The 25,745-nt window shown below is 62.8% G+C and carries 26 protein-coding genes; 15 read left to right on the forward strand and 11 right to left on the reverse strand.

Features of this window, described 5'->3' with window-relative positions:
- Window positions 1-95: 95 nt before the first annotated feature.
- The gene (purD, locus tag C476_RS03875) at window positions 96-1,388 is read left to right on the forward strand and encodes a phosphoribosylamine--glycine ligase (protein ID WP_008010052.1); all 1,293 of its coding nucleotides are present in this window, start codon (window positions 96-98) and stop codon (window positions 1,386-1,388) included.
- A gap of 20 nt (window positions 1,389-1,408) precedes the next feature.
- Here purD and C476_RS03880 read toward each other — a convergent pair whose 3' ends face one another.
- From C476_RS03880 to C476_RS18860, 4 genes are all read right to left on the reverse strand, one after another.
- Entirely contained in the window at window positions 1,409-2,767 is a 1,359-nt protein-coding gene (locus C476_RS03880) for an aminotransferase class III-fold pyridoxal phosphate-dependent enzyme (protein ID WP_008010053.1), read from the reverse strand.
- A 39-nt stretch (window positions 2,768-2,806) separates the two neighbouring features.
- Window positions 2,807-4,105, reverse strand: coding sequence for an MgtC/SapB family protein (locus C476_RS03885; protein ID WP_008010056.1), 1,299 nt, complete (start codon window positions 4,103-4,105; stop codon window positions 2,807-2,809).
- A gap of 103 nt (window positions 4,106-4,208) precedes the next feature.
- Window positions 4,209-4,484, reverse strand: coding sequence for a PadR family transcriptional regulator (locus C476_RS03890; protein WP_008010057.1), 276 nt, complete (start codon window positions 4,482-4,484; stop codon window positions 4,209-4,211).
- 449 nt (window positions 4,485-4,933) lie between these two features.
- A complete protein-coding gene (locus tag C476_RS18860; RefSeq protein ID WP_008010059.1) occupies window positions 4,934-5,080 on the reverse strand; it encodes a hypothetical protein in 147 nt (48 codons plus the stop codon).
- A gap of 401 nt (window positions 5,081-5,481) precedes the next feature.
- On the opposite strand from C476_RS18860, the gene C476_RS03895 reads away from it, so the two are divergent.
- Window positions 5,482-6,204, forward strand: a complete 723-nt coding sequence (locus C476_RS03895) for a DUF7117 family protein (protein ID WP_008010062.1) — start codon at window positions 5,482-5,484, stop codon at window positions 6,202-6,204.
- On the opposite strand, the gene C476_RS03900 is transcribed toward C476_RS03895, so the two are convergent.
- Both C476_RS03900 and glyA read right to left on the reverse strand, forming a co-directional pair.
- Window positions 6,201-7,094, reverse strand: coding sequence for a bifunctional methylenetetrahydrofolate dehydrogenase/methenyltetrahydrofolate cyclohydrolase (locus tag C476_RS03900; RefSeq protein ID WP_008010063.1), 894 nt, complete (start codon window positions 7,092-7,094; stop codon window positions 6,201-6,203). The genes C476_RS03895 and C476_RS03900 overlap by 4 nt on opposite strands.
- A gap of 199 nt (window positions 7,095-7,293) precedes the next feature.
- Window positions 7,294-8,541 (reverse strand): serine hydroxymethyltransferase, encoded by a 1,248-nt coding sequence (glyA, locus tag C476_RS03905; RefSeq protein WP_008010066.1) that lies wholly within the window; start codon window positions 8,539-8,541, stop codon window positions 7,294-7,296.
- 282 nt (window positions 8,542-8,823) lie between these two features.
- Between glyA and C476_RS03910 the strand changes: the two genes are divergently transcribed.
- The 7 genes from C476_RS03910 (at window position 8,824) to C476_RS03945 (ending at window position 16,241) form a co-directional block, all read left to right on the forward strand.
- Window positions 8,824-10,971 carry a hypothetical protein gene (locus C476_RS03910; RefSeq protein ID WP_008010069.1) on the forward strand — a complete coding sequence of 716 codons (2,148 nt, stop codon included), beginning with the start codon at window positions 8,824-8,826 and terminating at the stop codon, window positions 10,969-10,971.
- Window positions 10,972-11,680: 709 nt separating this feature from the next.
- A complete protein-coding gene (gene tbsP / locus C476_RS03920; protein WP_008010071.1) occupies window positions 11,681-12,499 on the forward strand; it encodes a transcriptional regulator TbsP in 819 nt (272 codons plus the stop codon).
- A gap of 292 nt (window positions 12,500-12,791) precedes the next feature.
- Entirely contained in the window at window positions 12,792-13,496 is a 705-nt protein-coding gene (locus C476_RS03925) for an RNase P subunit p30 family protein (RefSeq protein WP_008010074.1), read from the forward strand.
- On the forward strand, window positions 13,480-14,112 hold the full coding sequence (locus C476_RS03930; protein WP_008010077.1) for a class I SAM-dependent methyltransferase: 633 nt from the start codon (window positions 13,480-13,482) through the stop codon (window positions 14,110-14,112). The genes C476_RS03925 and C476_RS03930 overlap by 17 nt, the downstream gene beginning before the upstream one ends.
- The gene (locus C476_RS03935; RefSeq protein ID WP_008010080.1) at window positions 14,109-14,594 is read left to right on the forward strand and encodes an Rpp14/Pop5 family protein; all 486 of its coding nucleotides are present in this window, start codon (window positions 14,109-14,111) and stop codon (window positions 14,592-14,594) included. The genes C476_RS03930 and C476_RS03935 overlap by 4 nt, the downstream gene beginning before the upstream one ends.
- Window positions 14,595-14,598: 4 nt before the next feature.
- The gene (gene psmA / locus C476_RS03940) at window positions 14,599-15,357 is read left to right on the forward strand and encodes an archaeal proteasome endopeptidase complex subunit alpha (protein WP_008010083.1); all 759 of its coding nucleotides are present in this window, start codon (window positions 14,599-14,601) and stop codon (window positions 15,355-15,357) included.
- Between the two features lie 158 nt (window positions 15,358-15,515).
- Window positions 15,516-16,241, forward strand: a complete 726-nt coding sequence (locus tag C476_RS03945) for a ribosome assembly factor SBDS (protein WP_008010084.1) — start codon at window positions 15,516-15,518, stop codon at window positions 16,239-16,241.
- Window positions 16,242-16,256: 15 nt separating this feature from the next.
- On the opposite strand, the gene C476_RS03950 is transcribed toward C476_RS03945, so the two are convergent.
- A complete protein-coding gene (locus C476_RS03950; protein ID WP_049911576.1) occupies window positions 16,257-16,571 on the reverse strand; it encodes an FUN14 domain-containing protein in 315 nt (104 codons plus the stop codon).
- A gap of 383 nt (window positions 16,572-16,954) precedes the next feature.
- Here C476_RS03950 and hflX point away from each other — a divergent pair, with 383 nt between their 5' ends.
- The 3 genes from hflX (at window position 16,955) to C476_RS03965 (ending at window position 19,905) form a co-directional block, all read left to right on the forward strand.
- Entirely contained in the window at window positions 16,955-18,256 is a 1,302-nt protein-coding gene (gene hflX / locus C476_RS03955; RefSeq protein ID WP_008010088.1) for a GTPase HflX, read from the forward strand.
- Between the two features lie 132 nt (window positions 18,257-18,388).
- On the forward strand, window positions 18,389-19,549 hold the full coding sequence (locus C476_RS03960) for a thiolase family protein (protein ID WP_008010090.1): 1,161 nt from the start codon (window positions 18,389-18,391) through the stop codon (window positions 19,547-19,549).
- Complete coding sequence (locus C476_RS03965) at window positions 19,546-19,905, forward strand: hypothetical protein (RefSeq protein WP_008010091.1); 360 nt, start codon at window positions 19,546-19,548, stop codon at window positions 19,903-19,905. The genes C476_RS03960 and C476_RS03965 overlap by 4 nt, the downstream gene beginning before the upstream one ends.
- Here the strand turns inward: C476_RS03965 and C476_RS03970 are convergent.
- Window positions 19,902-20,660, reverse strand: coding sequence for a DUF7547 family protein (locus tag C476_RS03970; RefSeq protein ID WP_008010092.1), 759 nt, complete (start codon window positions 20,658-20,660; stop codon window positions 19,902-19,904). The two genes, C476_RS03965 and C476_RS03970, sit on opposite strands and share 4 nt — an antisense overlap.
- 98 nt (window positions 20,661-20,758) lie before the next feature.
- On the opposite strand from C476_RS03970, the gene C476_RS03975 reads away from it, so the two are divergent.
- Window positions 20,759-21,511 (forward strand): ribonuclease H-like domain-containing protein, encoded by a 753-nt coding sequence (locus C476_RS03975; protein WP_008010093.1) that lies wholly within the window; start codon window positions 20,759-20,761, stop codon window positions 21,509-21,511.
- A 156-nt stretch (window positions 21,512-21,667) separates the two neighbouring features.
- Here C476_RS03975 and C476_RS03980 read toward each other — a convergent pair whose 3' ends face one another.
- Window positions 21,668-21,949 (reverse strand): HalOD1 output domain-containing protein, encoded by a 282-nt coding sequence (locus C476_RS03980; RefSeq protein ID WP_008010094.1) that lies wholly within the window; start codon window positions 21,947-21,949, stop codon window positions 21,668-21,670.
- Between the two features lie 433 nt (window positions 21,950-22,382).
- On the opposite strand from C476_RS03980, the gene C476_RS03985 reads away from it, so the two are divergent.
- Window positions 22,383-22,793, forward strand: a complete 411-nt coding sequence (locus C476_RS03985) for a MoaD/ThiS family protein (protein WP_008010095.1) — start codon at window positions 22,383-22,385, stop codon at window positions 22,791-22,793.
- Window positions 22,794-22,898: 105 nt separating this feature from the next.
- On the opposite strand, the gene C476_RS03990 is transcribed toward C476_RS03985, so the two are convergent.
- Both C476_RS03990 and C476_RS03995 read right to left on the reverse strand, forming a co-directional pair.
- Window positions 22,899-24,116 (reverse strand): TIGR04347 family pseudo-SAM/SPASM protein, encoded by a 1,218-nt coding sequence (locus tag C476_RS03990; RefSeq protein ID WP_008010096.1) that lies wholly within the window; start codon window positions 24,114-24,116, stop codon window positions 22,899-22,901.
- Window positions 24,113-24,424 carry an Htur_1727 family rSAM-partnered candidate RiPP gene (locus tag C476_RS03995; RefSeq protein WP_008010097.1) on the reverse strand — a complete coding sequence of 104 codons (312 nt, stop codon included), beginning with the start codon at window positions 24,422-24,424 and terminating at the stop codon, window positions 24,113-24,115. The genes C476_RS03990 and C476_RS03995 overlap by 4 nt, the downstream gene beginning before the upstream one ends.
- 148 nt (window positions 24,425-24,572) lie before the next feature.
- On the opposite strand from C476_RS03995, the gene C476_RS04000 reads away from it, so the two are divergent.
- Window positions 24,573-25,706: a TIGR04053 family radical SAM/SPASM domain-containing protein gene (locus tag C476_RS04000; RefSeq protein WP_008010098.1), complete on the forward strand. Its 1,134-nt coding sequence runs from the start codon at window positions 24,573-24,575 to the stop codon at window positions 25,704-25,706.
- The last annotated feature ends 39 nt before the right edge of the window (window positions 25,707-25,745 follow it).

Below are 25,745 nucleotides of genomic sequence, written 5' to 3' on the forward strand. Positions count from 1 at the left end.
TCGGCGCTCACAGCCCACGCTCGTAGCACGATCGTGCATATCCGCACCTCGTACAAAGAGCAACGCTTACAGGTTCGTGCGTTCCGCTATCGACCATGCGAGAGAACGTACTCCTGATCGGTGGCGGTGGCCGCGAGCACGCCATCGCCCGCGCACTCGAGGATAGCGAGGCCGACCTCTATGCCTGTGCCGGCAACAAAAACCCCGGCATCGCCCGTATCGCAGCCGGGTTCGAGACGCTCGAGACGACCGATCCCGACGCCGTCGTCGACTACGCCGAAGAGATCGACGCGACGCTGGCCGTCGTCGGCCCGGAATCGTATCTCGAGGCTGGCGTCGTGGACGCACTCGAGGACGCAGGCATCTACGCCTTCGGGCCAAAGGAAGCCGACGCCCGCATCGAGACTGACAAGGCCTTCCAGCGCCGGTTCATGGCCGACAACGACATTCCGGGTTGCCCGGACTTCGAGACGTTCGACGACATGGACGCGGCCTGTGACTTTATCGACGAGTACGACGGCGACCTGGCGATCAAGCCTGCCGGCCTCACGGGCGGCAAGGGCGTCAAGGTCATCGGCGACCAGGTCACCCCCGAGGAGGGCAAAGAATACATCCGCGAGTCCGACTACGACCGGATCGTCCTCGAGGAACGGCTAATTGGCGAGGAAGTGACGATCCAGGCGTTCGTCGCTAACGGCGCGTTCGAGACCGCACCCGCAGTGCAGGACCACAAGCGCGCCTACGAGGGCGACGAAGGACCGAACACGGGCGGCATGGGGAGCTACTCCGCTGCGACGAACGAACTCCCGTTCATGACCGACGAGGACTACGAGGAGGCCGTCTCGATCATCGAGGCCACCGTCGACGCCTTAGAGGACTATCGGGGCATCCTCTACGGCCAGTTCATGCTGACCGAGACTGGTCCCCGTGTCGTCGAGTTCAACGCCCGCTTTGGCGACCCCGAGGCGATGAACACGCTGCCGGTCCTCGAGACTGACTTCCTCGACGTGCTCACTGCGGCACGTGACGGCGAGGCCCCGCCCGAACTCGAGTTCGCCGATCAGGCGACGGTCTGTAAGTACGCCGTTCCGGAGGGCTACCCGACGGACCCCGAGGCCGGCGCGAAGGTGCAGGTCGACGAGGAGAGCGCGGGCGATGCCTTGCTCTATTACGCCAGCGTCGACGAGCGCGACGACGGTATCTACACGACGACCTCTCGATCGTTCGCCGTCGTCGGCGTCGCCGACTCGATCGACGAGGCCGAGGAGATCGCCGAAGACGCCCTCGCGGTTGCCGGCGACGAAGGGCTGCACATGCGCCACGACATCGGCAAGGCCGACCTCGTTCAGCGCCGGATCGACCACATGAACGAACTCCGCGACGAGTAAGACCGCACTCTCGTTCTATCCTAGCGGTCAGTGCCGTCTGCAACAGCGTCGATCGCCTCGAGCAACAGCTCTACCCCGAGTTCGATCTCCCGTTCGGTCACGTCGAGTGGCGGCAGCAATCGCAGCGTCTTGAAGCCACAGCCAAGCATCAGCAGTCCACGTGAGAACGCCGTCTCGAGGACCGCATCCCGGCGTGCTTTGGTATCGAACTCGACGGCGAGCATCAGGCCGCGGCCGCGGACGTCGATCACGCCTGGGGCGTCGCCGTCTACAACGGCGTCTGTGAGTATCGCCCGGAGTTGACTCCCGCGTTCGCGGACGTTCGCGAGCAGCCCCTCCTTGTGGATGACATCGATCGTGCACACGCCCTGCATGGCGGCGATGACGTCGCCCGCGCCCCACGTCGAGGAGAGCCGACTCTGTTCGGTCGGGAAGACGTCCGTCCGCGAGATCGTCGCGCCCACACGGAGCCCCTTCCCGCTCGCGATGACGTCCGGCGTGAGCTCGAGGTGATCGACGGCCCACAGTTCGCCGGTGCGACCCAGCCCTGACTGGATCTCGTCGGCGATGATCCGGAGGCCGTAGCGCTCGCGAAGCGCCTCGAGGTCGCGGGCGAACTGGGGCTGAGCGACGCGATACCCGCCTTCGCCCTGAATCGGCTCGAGGATCACGTAGGCGACTTCGTCCGGGTCGATCACGCCGCGGTCGGGATGGAGTGCGTCCGCGATGACGTTGCCACCGGGGCCGTCGGTTCGCCAGCGGGTGTCGTATTCCTCGTCAGTGGTCGGGTAAGGGAGGCTGACGACGCCCGGAATTTCCGGAAAGCCGATTCGATGGACGGCTTTCGAGCGGTTGAGCGAGAGTGCCCCCAGCGTTCGGCCATGGAACGCGCCCTCGAAGGTAAACGCTCGGTGGCCGCCAGCAGCGTAGCAGATCTTGATGGCGTTCTCGACGGCCTCGGCCCCGGAGTTCGAGAGAAAGACCCGATCCATGTCGTACTGGTCCGTCATCGCGACCAGCCGATCCATCAGTTGCGTTGGGCCGGGGAACGCCGGGTCGTCGGGTGGTCCACCGCCGCTTACGTAGAAGTCCTGGCCGGCGATCTTCAGCGGATCGACGAGGTCGAACGCCTCGAGGCGCTCGCGGATGGCGGGATTGTTGTAGCCAAGCGGCGCGGCGGCGACGTGGCTCGTAAAGTCGAGTAAGACGTTACCGTCGACGTCGGTACAGAACGGGCCGACTGCCTCACGGCTGACGTCCCAGACGAACTCGTAGACGTACGTACTCGGGGCAGCAAACCGGTGGTGGTAGTTGACCCACTCGCGTGCCCGTTCGCCGGGGAGGTCGTTTACCGCCGGTTCGACCGTTGCGCGATCCATATGGTACCATTAGGCATGGACCGATAAAGGTACTAATGCCTACACGACGACGAGCACCGACGCGAGCGCGCCGCCGATCAGGAGGACTGCGCTGTAGGCTGCGACCCGGTTCCGGAAGTCGGTGTTCGTCGACGTCGACGCTAACAGGGCCTTGACCACGATGCTTGAGACGGTCGCAAGCAAAATAGCGATGGTGGCCTCCGGCCCGCCAAGTTGGCCGCCACGGTAGAGGACGACCGCGGAGGTGGTCGCGCCGGCACTCGAGACGAAGCCGCTGGCGACGGCCGTCGCGTAGAAGCCCAGGGTGCCAAACCACGTCTCGGCCAGCGAGCCGAAGACGAGCACGCCGAGGAAGACGACGCCGAACCCGAGCGCGTTTCGCAGCGAGAACGGGCTCTCGAGTTCCATCGGGCCGGACTCGTCCCAGTCGGCAGTGAGCGCGGCGACGGCGAACGCAAGGACGATGACGGCTCCCAGCGGCACGATCGCCTCGACGAGGATTTCGGAGTCGCTACCAGCCGTAAAGCCGACCGCGATCGCGAGGTTGCGTGTCGCCATCGCGGCGTTTGCGAGCAAGATCGCGGCGACGGCATACGAGGCCGCCTCGGGCCGTTGCCTGACGTGATCGAGCATCGTCCCGACGACGGCCGTCGAGGACGCCAGCCCGCCGAAAAAGCCCGTGATTGCGATCCCGCGACCGCCATACGTCGTAACGATCGCGTAGTTGGCGATGCCGATCCCCGCGACGGCAACGACCATCAGCCAGATGACCTGCGGCTCGAGAGGAATTGCCAGTCCGGCGAACTCGACGGTCGTTTCCGCGGGCAGGATCGGATAGATGACGAACGCGAGGATGGCGAACTCGATGGTCGAGCGCATCTCCTCGTGGGACAGCCCCCACGCGAACTCGTGGAGTTCGCGCTTCAAGACCAGCAACAGCGACGAGAGCACGGCGACGGTGACTCCCTCGAGAATGAAGCCGACGGCGACCAGTGCGCCGACCCCGTAGGCGACGAGCATCGACACCGACGTCGTCAATGAGAGGCCCGCTTCGTCCTCGCTCATGAGCCCCTGGACTGCGAGCAATACCCCTTGAACGATTACGAGGACGCCACCGAGGACCAGCAGACCCTCACCGATAGGCGTCTCAGCCTCGACGGCAAGGACGGTAAAGACGGCAGCGAGCAAACTAATCAGCGAGAACGTTCGAATGCCAGCAGACTTCTGGGACCACTCGCGTTCGAGTCCGAGAAACATGCCCAGTGCGCCAGCTAGTGCGATCCGCACGACCGTCTCCTCGAGCGGCGTCTCAGCGACCTGCAGCGCGACCTCGTTCACCCCCGACCGTTCACCATGATCGTATATAAGCAACCCGCCGAGGGTAACGCGACCTGGCCTCGAGCGCCGCTATCGCGGGCACTCGATGAAACACGGACCCAGACTAGAGGTCGACGTACTGTTCTTCCCACTCGCGGCGAGCCTCGAGTTCACGCCGGCCACGGCGAGTGAGCGTATAGAAGTTCGTTCGGCGGTCGCGTCGGCCCTTTTCGACGAGTCCCTTATCGACAAGGGTGTCGAGGTTGGGGTAGAGCCGACCGTGGTGAATCTCTTTCTCGTAGTATTGTTCGAGTTCGTCTTTGATCGCCAGTCCGTGGGGCTCCTCCTCGCCAGCGATGACGTAGAGCAAGTCACGCTGGAATCCTGTCAGGTCGTACATTGGGAAAGTACCAATCGCACTTACTGTCGAATTTTAATAAGGCTATCGGGTTGTTTCGATCGAAAGAGGGGTATTACCAGCGAGACGTGTCGTTTCGGCTGCGAGAGACCCATAATGCCTATGACGAATTGGTCAGTGATGGTCCCATAATGTGCGGTTCATGTTTACAGTCCAGATATTTTATTTCGACACAATTATATAGGATGATCCATCACTAGAGACTTCGACTCGAGCGAGTACAAACAAGTCTCACTAACTGGCAGTATCACAGTGAAACAGGAAAGCAGATCGCGTGACGGAAAAATGTCACGCGACCGCTTGCCGCCCTGAATTGGTCCCCGCTGACGCTTCGGCCCTCCAAGCGAAGCGTCACGTAGAAGACTACGTTGTGTATACTTAAATGTAACGGCAGTGCTGACAGCAGACGCGGCCACTGAGCCGGGCCTCGCCTAGATGTGTTCCTCCTCGAGTACCCAGCCGAGTGCTCGCTTGTAGTAGGTAAACATCTCTTCGACGCCGTCGTGGCGCATCTCGTCGCTCTCTAAGTGCTCTTTGAGGAACTCGTACTGTTCGCGGATTTCGGCTTCGTCTCGCATACTCGTCACTATCAGGTGAGAACGGAAAAACGCCGCTACACCGTATCAATCGTCCTCGCGTCACGACGGGCGAACCCGAACACCGTTTCACACGGAAACACCTGTCTTTCGGGGCGAAACGATGTGGAACGACAGCGTGTGTCTCTGTCTACCCTGGCCGATCGCTGAACGGTCCGTTTGAACAGCATCCACAGCCACCAGCTCGGATTGGGTTGACGGGACTTGTCGTTGCTGCCGTTAATTGGCTGTTGAGCGACGGTCGCCTTATCGCGTTCGGCTGCCCGAACACCGCCTTGAACTGTCTCTTCTGTCCCACGGACTGTCAGTGACGGTGACGGTGACGGTGACGGTCGCGAACTGGGTCCGGTGAGATTTTTTGTGCGCCGTCCGTAGCGAGACCCATGAAAATCCGGGGCGAGCGCGAATGTACGGAGTGTGGGACCCGCTGGTCGTACTACGAAACTGGGAGCGTCGGGTGTCCGGCCTGTGGCAGCCTCCAGAGCGTTGGTGTCGACGAACGGACCGAACACACCGACATGCAGGTCGCGTTCGATCTGACCCCTGTCCGAAACGCGATCGACGAGGTCGAATCCGACGACCTCGCCGAGCGAGCGCGCGACCGGTGTCGCGAGTACGTTCGCCGCCGTGGATTCGTCAACGCCGGTACCCTCCGTGAACTCGACGATACCTATCTGGCCGCGATCGAACTGCTCCACGTCGCCGACATCGTTGCCCGTGAAATTCATCTCGACGAACGCGAAGAGCTGTACTTCCTTGCCCTGCTCCGCGATGCCGATCAGGGCGAGCGCCCGCCCGTCGAAGACGTTCCGAAATCGCTCCGCGCCGCTCGCGGTCTCGCCTACGCAAACGCCGTCCGCGAATACCGCCGCGACATCCGCACGTGGGCCGAGGATCGAGAACTAACCGCGAGCGAACGAGGGGCGCTCGAGACCCTCGGCGAACACGTCACGCGGGCCCGAATGCTCGACGGTGACATCGAACCACGGGCCGCCGAACAGCTGATCACGGCGACTCGCGACTTGGCGAACGGCCTGCGTGGCGACGAAATGGCGTTCTCGCAGGCCCAAGAGCGACTGGCGAGCCTCGAGTTCGGCGAAACTTAGGGCAGATCCACGGCGACGTCTTCCTGCAGGCTCGCAGCTTTGACAGTATTGTATAACAGCATCGCGCGCGTCATCGGGCCGACGCCGCCGGGAACCGGCGTAATTGCGCTCGCTTTCTCCTTTGCGCTCTCGAACTCGACGTCGCCGACGAGTTCGTACCCCTTCTCAGTGTCCGCGTCGACGCGGTTGACGCCCACGTCGATCACGACCGTTCCCTCCGAAATCATCGAGCCGTCGACGAGTTCCGGGACGCCGGCGGCAGCGACGACGATGTCCGCACGCTGGGTCTTTTCGGCGAGGTTCTCGGTCCGGGAGTGACAGACCGTCACCGTCGCATTGCCGTCGTCGGCCTTCTGGATCAGCAGATTTGCCAGCGGCTTGCCGACGATGTCCGAGCGGCCGACGATCGTTACGTCCTTGCCTTCGGTGTCGACGCCGGCCGACTCGAGTAACTTCTGGACGCCGTGGGGCGTACAGGGTCGGAAGCGAGCGTCACCGGCGACGAGTCGGCCGACGTTCTCGGGATGGAAGCCGTCGACGTCCTTTGCGGGATCGACTCGGCGGATCACGTCGCGGTAGTCGACGTGGTCCGGGACGGGTGCCTGGACGATGTAGCCGTGGACGTCGTCGTTGTCGTTGAGGTCCGCGATAGTGTCGAACAGTTCCTCGGCTGGGGCGTCGCCGTCGACGTCGACGTGGTGGCTCTCGATGCCGACCTCCTCACAGTCGCGCTGTTTCATGTTCACGTACGTCTGGCTTGCAGGGTCGTCGCCCATGAGAACCGTCGCCAGTCCCGGCCGTGCACCCGCATCAGCGAGTGTCTCGATCGCCTCGGTCAACTCGTCTCGAATGTTACTCGCAACCGCGTTGCCGTCGATGATCTCGGTCATTACTCGAGTGGGCGACCGCGAGACTCATTAATCCCCGGATTCGTGCGTAGAATCGCCCTCAATTTGGCCCGAATGTACACGTTTGTGAATACTCGTCGCCGGACTGCCCGTCGACTCAGTCGGTCGTGTCGGCAGGAGTACCTACCGCTTGCGAGGACTGGCAGCGAACCGTCAGCAGCGAAAACGGGTCGGTCGTCAGCTATTCGTACAGTGGGTTCTCGTCACACAGCGTCGCGACTTCCTCGCGAACCTCCTCGAGGACGCTCTCGTCGTCGGGACTGTCGATGACGCGGGCGATCAAGTCGGCGACCTGTCGGCAGTCGTCCTCGTCGAAGCCACGCGTGGTCAGTGCCGGTGTGCCGGCACGGATGCCGCTGGGATCGAACGCCGAGCGCGTTTCGCCGGGCACCGTGTTCCCGTTGAGGACGATGCCGGCTTCCTCGAGCGCTTCTTCGGCGTCGCCACCGCTCGTGTCGGGGTGGCTCTCGCGGAGGTCGACAAGCACGAGGTGGTTATCGGTGCCCTCAGAGACCAGCGAGAAGCCGTGTTCCGAGAGCCGGTCGCCGAGCGCTTTCGCGTTCGCGACTGTCTGTTCGGCGTACTCCTCGAATTCGGGCTGGAGCGCCTCTTTGAAGCCGACGGCCTTGCCGGCGACGTTGTGCATGAGCGGGCCGCCCTGGCCGCCAGGGAAGACGGCGGCGTCGATGTCGTCGGCGTACTCCTCGTCACACATGACGATGCCGCCCCGGCCCGAGCGGATCGTCTTGTGCGTGCTGCCGGTGACGAAGTCGGCGACACCGACCGGCGAGGGGTGGACGCCGGCAGCGACGAGCCCCGTGATGTGAGCGATGTCAGCGAGGTGGAGCGCGTCGACGTCGTCGGCGACGTCCTGAATCCGCTCCCATTCGACCTCACGCGGGTACGCGGAGTAGCCCGAAACGATAATGTCTGGCTCGAATTCGGCCGCGTGCTCGGCGAGGCCGTCGTAGTCGAGATAGCCCGTCTCGGCGTCGACCTCGTACTGTTCGACCTCGTAGAGCTGGCCCGTGAAGTTCGCCGGATGGCCGTGACTGAGGTGGCCGCCGTGGGTCAGATCCAGCGAGAGGATCTTGTCGCCCGGCTCGAGCATCGCGAAGTAGACGGCCTGGTTGGCCTGCGTACCCGAGTGGGGCTGGACGTTGACGTGCTCTGCGCCGAACAGCTCCGTGGCACGGTCGATTGCGAGTTGCTCGACCTCGTCGGCGTACTCACAGCCGCCGTAGTAGCGCTCGCCGGGGTAGCCCTCGGCGTACTTGTTCGTCAGGGCGCTGCCCTGTGCGTCGAGGACGGCCTCGCTGACGTGGTTCTCGCTGGCGATCATCTGGAGCGTCTCGCGCTGGCGCTGTACCTCGCCCTCGAGGGCGTCGGCGACGGCGGGATCGACGTCCCGTACCTTGTCGTGGTCCATATCCGAATTGCGGTCTGGCGGCTGTATAAGTGTACCCTTCCCCGGCAAGTCGAGCCACTACTGGCTCCATCACGACGAGGCCGACCCGGCGGCCGAGCAACTGTCAGCCGATAGGCACCGCTCACTCGAGTGGAGCGCACGGCTCGTCGTCGGACCCGCGGAGACGCAGACAGCGCCGGGCGTTAGAGTCCGGCTGCTGGAGGGACCAGCCCCACTGACGGATTTATATACTCATAACAACCCGATACAACTAACTTATTCGAGTGACATTCAGCTAACTAAATGATTTGGTGGGAGGTAGATGGCGACGTCCTCCACGTCACCGACGCTGACAACGCCGAGTTGACAGTCGAGGGGGTTGATATCGCCGTCGATAGCGCTAGCGTCGACATCCCGCGTCCCGCTGACGAGACTGTCGCCGTAACGACTAGTGAACTTCGTTTCCCGCATGCGGTCGTGTACGCGTTCTCACTCCAATGCGATGATCACCGCGAACTCGACCCTGGTGGCGAGCCGCTGTCACTGCCGCCCGGCGAGTACATCGTCGACGTCGACACCGAGATCAAGTCCTACCTCCGGTTTTCCGGCGCAGCGACGATCGAACGGACGCCCGATTACGAGGAGGTCATCATCTCCTTTCCGACGCGAACGCGTGTCGTCCTCGGCCTCCGGTGTCGACACGAGTTCCCTGTGGGAACGATTACCGTTCCCGACCGCCCGTCTGCGATCGCCGACGCCATCACACATATGGCTGCCTCACACAAGACCGACGGCCCCGATCGTTCGTATCCCACACTCCGGGGTCATCCGGCACTGATCGAGCACGGTGACTCCCTCGAGATCACTGACTGCATCCGGTCTGGGACCCCTGACCACGGGATCGAACTCGTCGTGCCACCCAACTACGAGTCGCTGTTCGTCACTGCGCCGCTTGCCTACTATCTTCAGGCAACGGTCCGGACGACCGACGACTGCCGTCACGTCTCATCCAGTTCGGGTCCAGACCGTCCACGACTCCGACTCATCGACCGGGGGCACGACGTGGCGCTCTCACCGATGCCCGAGTTAGAGCACGACGTCGCACGGCTGCTCCGGAAAACGTTCTTCCTCGACTGTCTCGTCCGCAATGCCGGCCCTTACGGGACGACCCTCGCCGAATACAGTCTGCTCGAGTCCCTCGACCTCGACGCTGACACGCTGTACGACGCCTCACCGCAGGATCGCCTTGCAGCCTATCTCGACGTGCCCGACGCGGCTATCAAACACCGACTCCCCGAGTGGCACCTCTCGACGTACGTCACACCCGCGTACGAGAGCGTCGAAACGCTGCCGTTCCTGCTCGACCGGCTGAGCATGATCTATACCCCGCGCAGCTCCGAGCTCGAGGGACGAGAACTGGTCGAACGCTCGCTCGAGGATTTCTATCGTGGCCCCGATTCCGGCCACGGCTGGACCGAGCAGCCGTGCGCTCCGTCTGCGACCAGAGCTACCACCGGGCAGGTCGCCTCAGTCGACATCCTCAAACCCGACCTCCGGAGTGGCCGGACCCATGGCTGGCTGGCCGACGGCGTCCCGATCGACGCCTTCAAATCCGCACCCGAGGCCTACGACAACCGCCTCGACTATCTCGAGCGAGCGAACGACGCGATCTCGATTTATGTCGTCCTCAACGATCCGGAGATGGCCGGCGAACACGACCGCGTTGCCGAGATCTACCGCCAGCGCTCTGAAGAACTGACGATCGACCTCTCCGTCGCGGAATCACTCGAGACGGCCACACTCGCCCGCGTCTTCGAGAGCGACCACGACTTCGTCCACTACATCGGCCACTGCGAAACCGGCGGGCTGTGCTGTCCCGATGGCACGCTCGCAGCCTCGAGCCTCGAGTGCTGTAATGTCCAGACCTTCTTTCTCAACGCGTGTGGCTCCTTCCATGAGGGACAGACCCTGATCGAGAAAGGCAGCGTCGCCGGCGCGGTGACGTTCACCCAAGTCCTGAACGACCACGCCATCAAGGTCGGCTCGACGTTCGCCAAACTGCTGGTTCACGGCTTCAGCATCGAGCGAGCGATAGATCTCGCCCGCCGGCGCATCATGATGGGTAAAGACTACACTGTCGTCGGCGACGGCACCCACTCGCTCACGCAGGGCGACCAGCCACCGACTACTGCGCGACTCGAGGAACTCGAAGCCGACGGCCGTGAAACGCAATATCTCTTGTGTCTCGACTGTTACTCGATGCGAGCAGCCGGCTCATACTACTTCCCACACACCGAGACCAACGAGTACGCCTATCTCTGCGGGAACGACTCGACGTTTACGTTGACACGATCGGAACTGGTGACGATGCTCAAAGAGACGGATGCAGCCGTGATCTACGACGGGGACGTGTACTGGTCGGACGCACTCTGGCCACGATTCGATCGGTAACCGTCGACGCGGACGATGAGTGACAGCTTCAGTTCGCCTGTCGAACCACTCTCGACTCGGAACCACCGGAAGACGAAGTAGCTGGTGTCGATCTCGGGAGTTGCAACTTCGCCGCCGTCTCGGTCGGTGGTGAATCCGTGTTGGATCCGGCGGCACACGCAAAGCGGACGAATCCCACTTCGCAAAACAGAAGCTGAAGTGTAGTGGTCCCTCATCTCGCGAGGCCACTTGTCTTGACTGGACGCGAACAGGTCGTCAACCGCGACCGATACTATCCCAACACGGTCGGGATTCCCGTGACTTTCGGCGCGGACGGATCTCAAGGACCGCCGTACGTGCTGACCCGTTCTGTCCGCACAGTACTACGTGACGATCGAGTCTGGTCAGACTCGAGATTCCCTCGAGCAATGACCGCTCGAACGCCCCACCATAGGTTCTGTCGAACGCACATACGATAGCAGAGTAACACGTTTGTTGTTTATAGTTATTGGTACTAGTAACGAAAACCTACCCTCAGCCGCTCTATTACCAATCCCCGTTTCCAATTGCACCTCTATCAACCCATATCTGTATAAGAGATAGCGATGTTTCGTTGGCGAACTAACGTGTTCTTGGACAAAAATTACCGTTTCGGTACGGTACGAGAAGTTCTGCTGCCCAGATGGCCGCCAAAATTAAGTACTGTGCTCTCAATTACTTCTGTATAGGCATGACCTCGAATTTACTCAACCATCAGATTGACGATATTCTCGAGTCAGTGCTCGAGGATGCAAGCGGTGATATCTTCATGGTAAATCCATCGCATGATGCCATCGAAGAGTTCGTCTCCGTCGCCACCACGTTCGACGGCGACCTTCCCGCAGTACAGATGCTCGCCGACGAGCGAACGCTGAAAGACATCATGGACGATTTCATCGTCGCCTCGAACGCCGCCGACCTTATCAGCGAGGGCGCACTCGCCTTGCGAACGCTCGAGCAGGCCCCCGAAAACTCGCTTTTGATCACCGAGGACCGGGTCGTCGCCGTTGTCCACGCCGGCGACCGTGTCGGCGGCCTCGTCACCGACGATCAGGATTTCGTCGCCGATACCTACGCGACCTACGAGGACCGCTGGGCCGACGCATCTGAATTCAATCTTCGGACGCCGCCGATCACGGACGTCCGCGAAACGCTCGCCGACGAGATCAGCCCCGACGCCGAAGGCGACTTCACGGCGATCCTCGACTCGCTCGAGACCGCCCGCGGCGACGGCGATGGCTTAGACGAGGTCACGATCTCCTTGCTCGTTGCCGCCAAAAACGAGGCCCTGCTCTACGATATCAGCAAGTGGGGCGAAGACGTCGGCATTGCCTCCAAGGCGACCTTCTCGCGGACGAAGACCAAACTCGAGGACATGGGCCTGATCGACACCGAGAAGGTCCCGATCGACGTTGGCCGCCCGCGGCTCCGACTCAAGATCGGCGACGACCGTCTCAAAGAGGCCGACAACGGTCAGCTCGCGACGGTGGCGCAGTCGATTCTCAACTAACGAAATTTTACGCTGCGGTCTATCGCGGTCGCAATACCGTCGCGACCGCGATGTCCCTCGGTAAAATTTCGATCAAAAGCACTCCTCCCTCCCCTACGGGTCGGTCGTCGGCCCGCTCGCTCAGCCTTCGGCTTCGCTCGCGGTGAGGTCGGGTAACAGCCTGCCCTTCCCCGGGTCGCGCGTCCTCGCGTTCACTCGGACACGCTCCCGGCCACGGCGTTCTGAATTCGGCTGTTCGTTTGCGCTACCGCATGGCGCAAACCCCAAGTCGACCCCGTGAGACGGTTCGAGTATGTACGAGGCCGTCCACGCCCACCCCGACGGACAGAGTACGGTCGCCAGGCTCGCGAAAACGGCGGCCGACTACGGCTTCGAGGGCGTGGTCGTGCGCAATCATTCCGACGCTCGAGCCGACTATGACCCCGAGCGAATTCGCGACGAGTACGGGATCGATGTCGTCGAGGGTGTCGAGATTCGGACCGACGATCGACAATCAGCCAGCGGTGCGGTGGGGAACTACCGGACCACCGAAACAATCGTCGCGGTCCACGGCGGGACGAACGCCATGAACCGGTTTGCGGTCGAACAGGCGAAAGTCGACGTGCTCGCCCACCCGATGGCCGGTGACGGCGATATCAATCACGTCCTCGTGAAAGCCGCGGTCGAAAACGGCGTCCGCCTCGAGTTCGACCTCTCGGGAGCCCTCCGGCAAAGCGGCGGTCGCCGCGTCCGAACCCTCCAGTCACTGCGAAAGCTCCGGGAGATCGTCGACCACTACGACGCGCCGTATGTCGTCAGCGCCGAGCCGACCTCACATCTCGAGGTGCGGGCCCCCCGCGAACTCAAGGCACTCGGCGAAGAGATCGGTTTCACACGCGAGTTCATCGAAGACGGGCTCGCAGAGTGGGGACGGCTCGCCGAGCGAAACCGCCACATCCACTCCGAGTCGTTCATTGAGCCCGGCGTCGAACGGGGCAGGTATGAAGAAGAGTCTTGAGGAACACGCCGCCCGGTTCGACGAGAAAGCCGGCGCATACGACGACTCGAAGTCCGAGGAGTACCACGCCTGTGCGAATTTGGTCGTCGAACATGCCGCACCCGAGCCCGACGACACCGTCCTCGATCTCGGCACCGGGACGGGTGCGATCGCGCTCGCACTCGCCCCCGATGCAGCGCGCGTCGTCGGCCGTGACATCAGCGATGGGATGCTCGAACAAGCCCGGGAGAAGGCCGACGAGGCGGGCCTCGAGAACGTCGCGTTCGGCCACGGCACGTTCCGAGAGCCAGACTACGAGGGGGCGGTTGATCTCGTCACGACGAACTTCGCGTTCCACCACCTCTCAGACGACGAAAAACGCGAGGCGATCTCAGTCATCGCCGCCCTCGAGCCCCGAAAATTCGTCCTCGGCGACGTGATGTTCTTCGGCGATCCAAACCCCGACGACCCCTTCTATACGCCTGCTGTCGACGATCCGGCGACCGTCGGCACCCTCGCTGACGCCTTTACCGACGCGGGCTTCTCGCTGACGGCGGTCGAACGCGTCCACGATCAGGTCGGTGTGCTGGTCGCCGAACGGAATCCAACTGGCGGCGACGTGGCGACCGACGAATGAAACACCTCCCGAAACATCTCCGGCCGCGCTGGCGGTATCTCGCCATCGAACTCGAGACGTGGCCGGACGAGCGGATCGGCAGACGCTCGTTCCAGCGCGAACTGTGGTATGCGGGCCAGAACCTGCTTGGTGATCCGGGCAGCGCCGATGCCGATCTGACGGTCATGCGGTTTTGGTTCGCCGATGGCCGGGGCGAGGCGATCGTCAGGGTTCGTCGCGGCGAGACCGAACCCGCGCGTGCGGCACTCGCATGTCTCGACGAGATCGATGGCGCACCCGTCGGCGTTCGCGTCCGGGGTATCAGTGGCACGATCCGTGCCGCTGAAGAAAACTATTTACGGCGACGCGGGCAAGATTCCGAAGAGAGAAACGTCGTGTTCGGGAACGAGGAGCGAGTCGCCGTCCTCCGGGATCGCGTTGGGGATGTCCGACTCGATGAGGCGTTCGCGGGCGCGACAGACCTCGATTACGATTTAGCGTGATACTATGCAGGGACAAGCCCAACAGCAGGCGTACGACCGTGGCATCACGATCTTCTCGCCCGACGGCCGACTCTACCAGGTCGAGTACGCTCGCGAGGCGGTCAAGCGAGGCACAGCCAGTATCGGCGTCCGGACGAACGACGGCGTCGTACTTGCCGTCGACAAACGAGTCCCCTCCCCGCTGCTCGAGGACTCGAGCGTCGAGAAGATTCACAAGGCAGACGACCACGTCGGCATTGCCAGTGCGGGCCACGTCGCCGACGCCCGCCAGCTGATTGACTTCGCCCGCCGTCAGGCACAGGTCAACCAGCTGCGCTACGGCGAGCCGATCGGCGTCGAGACGCTGACCAAGGAAGTCACCGACCACATCCAGCAGTACACCCAGGTCGGCGGTGCCCGCCCGTTCGGTGTCGCGCTGATCGTCGGCGGCATCGACAACGGCGAACCACGGTTGTTCGAGACCGACCCCTCGGGGACCCCCTACGAGTGGAAGGCCCTGGCCGTTGGAGCCGACCGCGGTGAACTCCAGAACTACTTAGAGGAGAACTACGACGACGAGGCAGACTTAGACGGGGGCATCCAGCTCGCCCTCGACGCGCTCGCCTCGGTCAACGATGGCTCCCTGCTCCCCAACGAAGTGGGGCTGGCAACCGTCGACGCCGAAACCGAGACCTTCGAACAGTTCGACAAAGATCGGATCGAGGACTACCTCGAGGAGAACGACCTCCTCGACACCGGCGACGACGAGACGGCCGACGAGTAACGCCCACTGCACTCACCGATCCGTTTTCGCGTTTGCAGATCACCGCTCGAGTCGCCTGTCTTCCGTTTTCATCTAGCGATGTCGCCCCAGCCGAGTCCGTCTGCACTGAGGTCGCTCGTCGGGAAACACTCTTTAAATTGGCGCGGGAATCGTGAGGTATGATTTCGCTCGACGAGGCGGTGACGGCGCGACTCGAGTCCCATGGGGCGCGCTTCGAAGTGTTAGTCGATCCGGACGCAGCACTGGCGATCAAACGCGACGAGTTCGATGGCGACTTAGAGGACGTCATCGCAGCCGAGGACGTCTTCGAGAACGCCTCCCGCGGCGACCGACCGGCCGAAAACGACCTCGAGAAAGTCTTCGACACGACGGAGCCACTCGAGATCATTCCCGAGGTGATCAAGGAGGGGGAGATCCAGATCACGGCCGAGCAGCGCCGCGAGATGCAAGAACAGAAGCGCAAGCAGTTGATTGACACCATCACGCGCAACGCGGTCAACCCGCAGATGGACAACGCGCCCCATCCGCCCGAGCGGATCGAGAACGCCTTAGAGGAGGCTGGCTTCACCGTCGATCCGATGGAACCGGTTCAGGCGCAGGTCGACGACGCGCTCGACGCGCTGCGGCCGGTTATTCCGATCCGGTTCGAGGAAGTGACCGTCGCGGTGCAGGTGCCCGCCGAACACGCCGGCAGCGCACAGGCACAGATCCGTCAGTTCGGCGACTTAGAACGCGAAGAGTGGCAAAACGACGGCTCGTGGATCGGCGTGCTCACGTTCCCAGCAGGACTGCAAAACGAGTTCTACAACGAGGTCAACGAATACACCAGCGGCGAAGCCGAAACGGAGATCATCAAAGACAAAGACGACCTGTCGACCCAATAGCGCTCAGGCGGTGCGTTATCCTCGTTTGAAGCCGATCACGAAGCCGCCGGTAAAGCCCGCACCGAGTGACAGTGTCGAAATGAGCGACTGAACAACACTGGTCGCTGTGTCCTGTGCCTGTGCTTGTGTGTGCAGAATGCCCGCCGAGAGTCGGTTCCAGTCGACGGTGATGATGCCCTGGGACTCGAGATAGCGAAAGAGCATCAGCTGAATGCCGACGATAACCGCAAGCAGTTTTGCGATCTTTTTGGCGGCAAAGCCGATGAGGCAGCCGATAATAGCACCGCCCCCGAACTCGAGGCCGAGTGCGGTCGGATCGAGATCGATCATCACCCGCATCAATTCGAGTCGCTTCCTATGACTTTTGTGATCGCACGACGGCTGTGTGGCCGAGTATGCAGTGACGTTCAGTGGCGACTAGAGCCGAGACGCAGCGACCCTGTCACCGTATCGCATCCACGGCACGCCCTCGAGCGAATTGGACGATAGGTGCGGGCACTGGATTCAAGACGATTCGTCACGTACGGGCGGCTATGAGCCACGTCCGTCCAACGGAGGTGTCCGACCGGCATCGTTAGCGGAACCGGGTCACTGCGGCAGTGTCCGTCTCGTCGAGTCGCTCGGCGCGTGCAACCGTCGCCGCGTCGGCTCGGCGAGCGATGGCACTCGAGTGAGTACGCCCGACCGCACCCGGCGGACGCAGCTCTCTCTGTATGAACACGATAATCGTCAAACGCGTTGATTCAGGCACGCCCGATACGAGCGAGATTCGCGATCTGGCCCGGGCGGCGGGATACACCGTCGTCGGCGAGGTCACACAGTCCAGACGGGCCGATCCGGCCCTCCAGATCGGCGAGGGGAAAGCCGAGGAACTGGCCGCATTAGTCGAGGAAACGGATGCGACGACCGTCATCTTCGACAACCGGCTCGGTCCCTACCAGACGTACAACCTCGGCAAGCTCCTGCCCGAGGGCGTCGAAGTCATCGATCGATTCACGCTCATCCTCGAGATCTTCGGCCAGCGCGCACAGACGCGCAAGGCCCAGCTCCAGGTCGAACTGGCCGAACTCCGCTACGAACTGCCCCGTGCGGAGGCAAAGACCAGTCTCGCAAAGCGCGAGGAACACCCCGGCTTCATGGGGCTTGGTGAGTACGACGAAAGTCGCGAGCAGGACATCAAAGCCCAGATCAGCCGGATCAAAGACGAACTCGAGCGGATCGAACAGACCGAACAGCACCGCCGGGAGCGCCGGCGCGATTCGGGGTTCGATCTGGTCGCGCTGGCCGGCTACACCAACGCGGGCAAATCGACCCTGTTGCGTCGGATCGCGGCCGATCTCGAGGTCTCCGAAAACGAGGATCTTCACCCCGATCTGGACGCGACGGCTGAATCGAAAGACAAACTCTTCACCACGCTCGGGACGACGACCCGGCGTGCGGACATCGATCGTCGGGACGTGCTGGTGACCGATACCGTCGGGTTCATCAGCGATCTCCCACACTGGCTGGTCGAGTCGTTCAAGTCGACGCTGGACTCGGTCTATCGGGCGGATCTGGTCTTGCTCGTCGTCGACGTCAGCGAGCCGATCGACGAGATCCACGAGAAACTGGTCACCTCCCACGACACCCTCTACGAACGCAACGAGGCCCCGATCGTGACCGTTCTCAATAAGATCGATCAGGTCAGCGACGAGGAACTGGCCGAAAAGCGGGCTGCCCTCTCGTCGCTTGCGCCGAATCCAGTCGCAGTCAGCGCCAAGGAAGGACAGCACATCGACCGGTTGCTCGAGCGGATCGACGAGGAACTGCCCGACTGGGAGGAAGAACGGCTGTTGTTGCCGATGACCGACGACACGATGAGCGTCGTCTCGTGGCTCCACGACAACGCACACGTCGACGACGTCACCTATGGGGACGAAGACGTCGTCGTCTCCTTCGAGGCTCGGCCAGCAATAGTCTCGCAGGCGCGCTCGCGCGCGAGCGAGCTGCGGACGGCCGCGGCCGAATCCGCGTGAGCCTCGAGTCGGTGTCGACCACGATCGACTACTGGTGGGTGGTATCGTTGGCTTATGTTGAAATAGTGAGTCAAGCAGCGAACACTGTCACGACCCCCCACATATAAACCACTGACTAGAGTCACCTGGCATATGGAACGTGTTGCAATCATTGGTGCCTCGATGACCCAGTTCGGGCAACGCGAGGGCGAGTGGATCACGGACCTCCTTGCGGAGGCTGGTATCGAATGTCTCGGGGATGCGGGTGTCGACGCCGACGATGTCGAACATCTGTACGTCTCGAACATGGCAAGCGGCGAGTTCGAGGGACAGACGGGAGTCCCGAACGCGCTGGCACACGACCTCGATGCAATGCCGGCGTACACACAACGGATCGACCAGACGAGTTCTAGCGGCGGTGCGGGAATCTATGCCGCCTGGCAGTCGGTCGCCAGCGGGGCCAGTGACATGACCCTGCTCGTCGGCGGTGAGAAGATGACCCACAAGACTACCGGGGAGGCTACCGACGTGATTGCGTCGCTGACCCACCGCGCCGAGTACAAAACCGGCGTCACGCTGCCGTCGTTTGCCGGCTTGACCGCACGCCACTATCTCGAGCGATTCGACGCGCCTCGCGAGAGCTTGGCGAAAGTCGCGTCCAAGAACCACAAAAACGGCGTCGACAACCCCAAGGCCCAGTTCCAGAAGGAGGTCGACGTCGAGACGATCCTCGAGTCGCCGATCATCGCCGATCCGCTGCGGCTGTACGACTTCTGTCCGATCACGGACGGGTCGGCGGCGCTGATGCTCTGTCCGGAGTCGGTTGCAAAGGAGTATACCGACGAGTACGTCGTCATCTCGGGGATCGACGGTGCGACCGATACCCACGTCGTCCACGAACGCGAGGACCCGACTATAATGGGCGGTGTCGTCGAGAGCGGTAAGGGAGCATACGAGATGAGCGACCTCGGACCCGACGACATCGATGTCGCCGAACTCCACGACATGTTCACCATCCTCGAGTTCCTCCAGATGGAGGGACTCGGTTTCGCCGAGCACGGTGAGGCGTGGAAACTCGTCGAGGAGGGATACACCGAGCGAGATACCGGCGAACTGCCGATCAACACCTCGGGCGGCCTCAAGTCGAAAGGCCATCCGCTGGGTGCAAGCGGTGTCGCACAGGCAGTCGAGATCTACGAACAACTCATGGGCGAAGCCGGTCCACGACAGGTCGAGGCTGAGACCGGCCTGTGCTGTAACGTGGGCGGCTTTGGCAACTGTGTGATTACTACGATTATGGAGGCAGCACAATGACGATGGACGCGACACGCTACGAGGACGGTTCGATCAGCTACCCCGGTCACCCGCGCGGCCCCGGTGGTGCGAATCCGGCGGAAACGATCGATCTCAGCGAGTACACCGCAGAGGTCATCACGTGGACGACCAGCACCGCGACGCCGCCCGGCGTCCGCGAGCCCAACCACCTCGCGATCGTCGAGTTCGATGTGGATGGCGAATCCGTCCGTGCGATCGGCCAGCTCACTACCGGCGATGTCGAGACCGGCGACGAGGTCAAGCCGGTTCACGTCGACGAACTCCGCGAGCCCGGCGCAGGGATTCGCGAACCGGAGAGTCAGGACTGGGACGGCTACCGGTTCGAACCGGTCTAAGGACGCTCGTCTCCGCCACCGCTTTTTTCAGATCCATCAGCGTCCGACGCGTCGGTATCGTCGGTATCGTCGGTATCGTCGGTATCGGCATCGTCGCTCGCACTCGAGTCGGCAGCATCTTCGCCGTACTGCTCTCGCAGCGTCTCGAGTTCGGCGTCGACGTCGACGGCCGAGTCGGGGTCGTCACGATCCTCGGCAGCCGTCTCCTCGGCGTCGCTTGGCGATCCGTCGGCGATGTCGATCGAGATCCCGGTCGCCGCTGATTCTGACGCGCTCGACTGGGAGGCCCGATCGGTGGCCTCGCGAAGACGCGTGTCGACGTCGTCGCGAAGCTGGCGGGCTTCCGAAAGGAGATCACGCGCCCCCTCGTCTGCGGGTAGACTCCCCTCCGAGACGGCCCGATTGAGTTCAGTCAGGACCGTATCGAGTTGTGAGAGCGTCGTCCGTCGAAGTTCACTTGCGCGGTCGCTCGTCGCCTCGGCGGCCGTCGACGTCCGGTCGCGAGCTGCCCGCTCAGTTCTAACGATCTGTAGGCCTCGCTGGAACGCCTCGAGCGCGCGAACGTTGGCCTCGAGGATAGCCAGCGCGGCGGGAAGGGCCACCTCGTCGGTGAGTCGGAGCAACTCGCGCGGCGTCGGCGCTCGCAGCGGCGGCCGAAAGCGCCGGCGAGGCTCCTCGAGTTCCGTTCGAAGCTCGTCGATCGTTCTCGTCAGTTCGCGAACGGCGTCGACGAGTTCGTCGTCACGGTCGGTCATACGTTCCTTACGGCCGCGTGGCTCAAAAAGCGGCCGCTCAGCGTATTGGGTTCCGGCCGATCCAAGCGTTTTTACCCCCACCGAACCGCTGAACGGATGTGCGAATCGAGAACAGCTTCATTCCCGTTCGTGGCGTCGGGGAAACCACCGAACGACGCCTGTGGGAAAACGGTGTGACTCACTGGGACGAGTTCGACGGCAGTGTCGTCGGCTCGACGCTTGCGGATCGGATCGAGACGTTCATCGATGAGGGCCGAACCCACCTCGAGCGTGGCGACGTCTCCGTCTTTGCGGAGGCGCTGCCCGCCGCGAGTCGCTGGCGGTGCTACGAGAACGTCAGCGACGAAACCTGCTTTCTGGACATCGAGACGACCGGCCTCAGCGCCGAGACGAACCATGTGACGACCGTCAGCCTCCACCAGGGCGGCGAGACGAAGACGTTCGTCAAAGAACGCGATCTGACGGGTGACCGTCTCGCACGCGAACTCGAGGACTCGGCCCTGCTCGTCACCTTCAACGGGCAGCGATTCGACGTCCCGTTCCTCGAGACCTGTTTCGACGTCACCATCGACGTCCCCCATGTTGATCTCATGTATCCCTGTAAGAAGATCGGGCTCGACGGCGGACTGAAGACGATCGAGCAGGAGTTGGGTATCGACCGGGACATGCCCGACATCAGCGGCCGCGATGCGGTGCGCCTCTGGCACGAGTACGAACGCGGCGACGATGGTGCCCTCGAGACACTTATCGAGTACAACCGCGCAGACACGGCCAACCTCGAGCCGCTGATGGAGATCGTCGCCGATCGGCTCCACGAGCGCGTCTTCGAGGCTGCGCTGGCTGACGAGTGAGTGGTTCGCGGCGAAATTGAGAGAGCTGGCCAGCATCGTCCTCGCTCCGAGAGAAGGGGACAGCGACGACCGTGCGGCCGCTCGTCACTTCAGAGACCGTTTACTCGGCCGACCCCACGTGTGGTGAACGCAGGGTGGGCTTAGAACGGGACGCCGTCACTCGAGGTCGGACACCTCGACCTCGCCGTCGCTCGTGACGACGATCCGGTAGCCACAGTAGGAGAATTCGACGCGGCCGGTGGGTCGCTCACGGCCGTTCTCGCGGGTCGCAAAGAGCGCGTCGAGCGCCTCGGGATTGATGACGTCATAGAGGGCATCGTATTCAGGCGGCTCGAGGTTGAGTGGATCGACGCCTTCACGCTCGGCGACGGCCTCAACCACGTCGAAACTTACTGACTGCCCGACTGTCGGTTCCGAGCGATCGACTGAGAGTAGCATTGGCCGGACTCTTACATCGATCCAGTATAAATCCTCTGACCTCAACCTGATCGCAAAACCCAACTCTGTCTATTATAGCCCGAATATGTACAGTAACGTATTTATTGTGCTTTGATAAATAAATCATTTAAACTATTTCACCCGATCTAAAACAATTCAAGAATCGACATCTATCGGACAATAAGTGATTATACCGACAGGAAAACCGCAAGCCTGCGGTCTCGTTTGATTCGGTTGCGTTATATGTTCGGCATGGACTCCCTCGTCGTCCGCTTCGTGTCCGCGCTGGTAAAATCCAGTTCGAGTCACCGGGCGTGAGACTCGGTCTACAATGTCGCTTACATCTCGAATCAGTTGATGGCCGGCAGCCACAGCTATCCACCGAATATGTTCGTGATGGGGTGTTTACACGCGCGAGCAGTATCGTTCACGTATGGGAGCTAACCGAGTCACTGCCACCGAGACCGATAGTCGAAGCGACGCCACGACGACGGTGACGGTTCGCTGTACCGGCCACGTCCGCGACGCCGTCGGCAGTCACGAACTCACGTTCACGTTCGATGGCACCCGGCTCCGGGATTTCCTCGAGGCCTTTTTCGGGGAGTACAGCCTCGAAGACATGCTCATTGCGGAAACCGAGTCCGAGGCGACCCACAGTGGGTGGGCACCGGTACCCGACGACTTGCCCGGGACGTGGCGGAAGAATCCGGAGGGTGAGCAAACGCGGCCGTACGCACGGGTCTGTGTCAACGGCCGGTTCAACGAACACCTCGGCGGGTTCGAGACGGAACTGACCGACGGGGACCGTGTCGCGCTGATTTACCCCTTCATGTTCTGCTGTTGAACGGACGTGCTGACAGATGGGCTCATACGGATTCCTACCAGTCAGCGCCGGCATCCCTCTCTTCATCCATGCGAGTGTGCCGAAAAGTAGTGACAACGGGCCGTCTCAGTCCGCGGCACCGCCGACCATCGATCCTGCCTCCGTACCGAAGACCTCGTCGTCGGTGAGATAACACTGCGGATCGGGCTCGAAGAGGTCGCCGGTCGCCGCCAGCGCGCGCAATCGCGAGGCCCCGCGACAGATCGACTGGTACTGGCAGTCGGCACACTTTCCTTTCAGGTGCTCCTCACGGTTGCGAAGTGCCTCGAGCAGCGGGTTCGACTCGTCTTCCCAGATCTCGCCGAAGGGCCGGTCCCGGACGTTGCCGAGGCTGTACCCCTGCCAGAACTGGGTCAGGTGGACGTTGCCCTGATAGTCCACGTCGGCGATCCGCTCGCCGGTCGGATCGCCGCCGTTTCGCTCGAGGTAGTCGTAGACCGCTTGTGCTTTCGCCTCGCCGAACTCCTCGCGGGCGTACTCCACGAGGAAGGCCGCATCGGCGTAGTTACCAACCAGCAGGGTCTCGATTTCCTCGCCGCGGTCGTGGTACTCGAGGGTCATGTCCGCCACACGGCGAACCGCCTCGCGTTTCTCCTGTGGGGTGAGGTCAGCGTCGACGATCTCGGCCCCGCGGCCGCCGTAATCGAGGTGGTAGAAACAGAACCGATCGAGCCCTTTCTCGGCGAGCAAGTCGACGACTCCCTCGAGGTCGGGCGCGTTGGCTTCGGTAATCGTATATCGCAGCCCGGTCTTGAGGCCGACCTCGAGACAGTTCTCGATGCCGCGGACGGCGGCGTCGAACGCGCCGTCCTCGCCGCGGAACTGATCGTTTCGCTCGGGGAGGCCGTCGACAGAGATACCGGCGTACTGGAGCCCGGCATCGCGCAGCGCCGCGGCCTTTTCATGGGTGATCAGAGTGCCATTCGAAGACAACACCGGTCGGAGCCCCTGATCAGCCGCATAGGAGACGAGTTCGACCAGATCGTCGCGCACGAGCGGTTCACCGCCCGAGAAGAGCACGACCGGCGCGCCGTAGTCGGCGAGCTGGTCGAGAAACGCCTTTCCTTCGGCGGTCGTGAACTCGCCGGACGCGGGGTCGAGGTCTGCGCCCGCATAGCAGTGTGAACAATAGAGGTTACACCGGCGGGTCGTATTCCAGACGACGACCGGCCGCCGCTGTTTCTTTTCGGTGATCTGTGGTTTCTCGGAGCCCTCGGCCGCGTCGTATCGGAGTCCGTCGCCCTCCGCGTCGAGATCACAGAGCAGTTTGCTGATCGAAATCACGCGTCTTGCACCTCCGGGTTCCCGTCGGCCCTTTCGTTGACGCGCGATTCCTCGCCCTCGGTGTCGGTTGCGAGCCCTCGCGTCGAGTACCGTTCGACTGCCTCGGCCGGGCAGAGCCAGACGTCGGCGGCGTCCCAGCCGAACAGGCGGGACGCGTGTTCGTGGGCTTCCGTCGCGCTCGCGGCGGCGACGCTGCCGACGTGGCGCATCGGGTCGGCCGCCTCGGCGCGAACGAAGACCTCCCACTGTGGGGTCGGGTTCCCTCGCTCGTCGCTCTCGACGAGAGACCGGCGTGCGTTCTCGACCATACTGACACCTACGAGACGATACCGAAGGCCGTTCCGTGACCTCCCAGTGTGTGGGAACACCTCCCTCCCCGGTCGAACATCTTCCCGTTTTCTCAGCCATCGGGAACGACGGGTCGTATTTTCGGCTTTCTGACACCCAGCTCCCGATATGCGTCCCGGCACACTCGAGACAGCCCAGCGACCGTTCGTCCTCATCTGGGAACTCACCCAGGCCTGTGGCCTCGCCTGTAATCACTGTCGAGCCGACGCTAAGCCCCAACGTCATCCCGACGAGCTCTCGACGGCGGAGGGGAAGGCGCTGCTCAAGGACGCGGCCGAATTCGGCGACGGCCAGCTGGTCGTCCTCTCGGGCGGTGACCCACTCGTCCGCGACGACGTCGAGGAACTGATCGCCTCCGGTGACGATCTCGGACTCCGGATGACGATTACGCCCAGCGGGACCGGTTCGCTGACCGCAGGCCGCATCGAGGCGATGGCCGATGCTGGCCTCAAGCGCATGGCCGTCAGCCTCGATGGTGCCTCAGCTGAGACTCACGATGCCTTCCGCGGGGAGGAGGGCAGCTTCGCGGAGACGATCCGAGCCGTCGAAGACGCTCGCGCGGCCGGTCTGCCGGTCCAGGTCAACACGACGGTCTGCCGGCAAACCGTCGACGAACTCCCCGCGATTCGGGAGCTGTTGACCGACCTCGGGGCCGTCATGTGGAGCGTCTTCTTCCTCGTGCCCGTCGGCCGCGGCCGAATCCTCGAGCCGATCACACCGGAGCGAGCCGACGTGGTAATGGCGTGGCTGGCCGAGGTCAGCGAGACGGAGCCTTTCGGGGTCAAAACGACCGAAGCCCCGCAGTATCGGCGGGTCGTGATGCAACGACAGGGAGAAACAGCCGCTGGCGGCGAGAAGGGAGCTGCGCCCGACCCAGGCGTCAAGCGCCGGACCGGTATCGTCGCAGGCGACGGGTTCGCGTTCGTCAGCCATACGGGCGAGGTGTTCCCCTCGGGGTTCCTCCCTGAATCCGCGGGGAACGTCCGCGACCGGCCGGTCACCGATAGCTACCGGAATTCGGCGTTGTTCCAGTCGCTGCGCGACCGCGACCGGCTCTCGGGCAAATGCGGGGCCTGTCCGTACCGCCACGTCTGCGGCGGGAGCCGTTCGCGGGCGTTCGCCCACACCGGCGACCCGCTCGCGAGCGATCCGCTCTGTCCGTTCGTCCCCGAGGGCTACGACGGCCCCCTCCCCTGGGACGACGCGGACGGCGGGGCTCGCGGCGTCTCGAGCGGTGGCTGATACGGTCTGCTGTCACGCTGTCCCGGTGGGCCCGCAGTG

Source organism: Natrinema limicola JCM 13563, from assembly GCF_000337475.1.
Lineage (GTDB): Archaea > Halobacteriota > Halobacteria > Halobacteriales > Natrialbaceae > Natrinema > Natrinema limicola.

Coding starts and splice junctions, on each gene's coding strand:
- C476_RS03965 (WP_008010091.1), top strand. CDS start 19,546: ATGACGATGGACGCGACACGCTACGAGGACGGTTCGATCAGCTACCCC.
- purD (WP_008010052.1), top strand. CDS start 96: ATGCGAGAGAACGTACTCCTGATCGGTGGCGGTGGCCGCGAGCACGCC.
- psmA (WP_008010083.1), top strand. CDS start 14,599: ATGCAGGGACAAGCCCAACAGCAGGCGTACGACCGTGGCATCACGATC.
- C476_RS03935 (WP_008010080.1), top strand. CDS start 14,109: ATGAAACACCTCCCGAAACATCTCCGGCCGCGCTGGCGGTATCTCGCC.
- C476_RS18860 (WP_008010059.1), bottom strand. CDS start 5,080: ATGCGAGACGAAGCCGAAATCCGCGAACAGTACGAGTTCCTCAAAGAG.
- C476_RS03980 (WP_008010094.1), bottom strand. CDS start 21,949: ATGCTACTCTCAGTCGATCGCTCGGAACCGACAGTCGGGCAGTCAGTA.
- C476_RS03995 (WP_008010097.1), bottom strand. CDS start 24,424: ATGGTCGAGAACGCACGCCGGTCTCTCGTCGAGAGCGACGAGCGAGGG.
- glyA (WP_008010066.1), bottom strand. CDS start 8,541: ATGGACCACGACAAGGTACGGGACGTCGATCCCGCCGTCGCCGACGCC.
- C476_RS03945 (WP_008010084.1), top strand. CDS start 15,516: ATGATTTCGCTCGACGAGGCGGTGACGGCGCGACTCGAGTCCCATGGG.
- C476_RS03970 (WP_008010092.1), bottom strand. CDS start 20,660: ATGACCGACCGTGACGACGAACTCGTCGACGCCGTTCGCGAACTGACG.
- C476_RS03985 (WP_008010095.1), top strand. CDS start 22,383: ATGGGAGCTAACCGAGTCACTGCCACCGAGACCGATAGTCGAAGCGAC.
- hflX (WP_008010088.1), top strand. CDS start 16,955: ATGAACACGATAATCGTCAAACGCGTTGATTCAGGCACGCCCGATACG.
- tbsP (WP_008010071.1), top strand. CDS start 11,681: ATGACCTCGAATTTACTCAACCATCAGATTGACGATATTCTCGAGTCA.
- C476_RS04000 (WP_008010098.1), top strand. CDS start 24,573: ATGCGTCCCGGCACACTCGAGACAGCCCAGCGACCGTTCGTCCTCATC.
- C476_RS03925 (WP_008010074.1), top strand. CDS start 12,792: ATGTACGAGGCCGTCCACGCCCACCCCGACGGACAGAGTACGGTCGCC.
- C476_RS03895 (WP_008010062.1), top strand. CDS start 5,482: ATGAAAATCCGGGGCGAGCGCGAATGTACGGAGTGTGGGACCCGCTGG.
- C476_RS03950 (WP_049911576.1), bottom strand. CDS start 16,571: ATGATCGATCTCGATCCGACCGCACTCGGCCTCGAGTTCGGGGGCGGT.
- C476_RS03890 (WP_008010057.1), bottom strand. CDS start 4,484: ATGTACGACCTGACAGGATTCCAGCGTGACTTGCTCTACGTCATCGCT.
- C476_RS03910 (WP_008010069.1), top strand. CDS start 8,824: ATGATTTGGTGGGAGGTAGATGGCGACGTCCTCCACGTCACCGACGCT.
- C476_RS03960 (WP_008010090.1), top strand. CDS start 18,389: ATGGAACGTGTTGCAATCATTGGTGCCTCGATGACCCAGTTCGGGCAA.
- C476_RS03880 (WP_008010053.1), bottom strand. CDS start 2,767: ATGGATCGCGCAACGGTCGAACCGGCGGTAAACGACCTCCCCGGCGAA.
- C476_RS03900 (WP_008010063.1), bottom strand. CDS start 7,094: ATGACCGAGATCATCGACGGCAACGCGGTTGCGAGTAACATTCGAGAC.
- C476_RS03930 (WP_008010077.1), top strand. CDS start 13,480: ATGAAGAAGAGTCTTGAGGAACACGCCGCCCGGTTCGACGAGAAAGCC.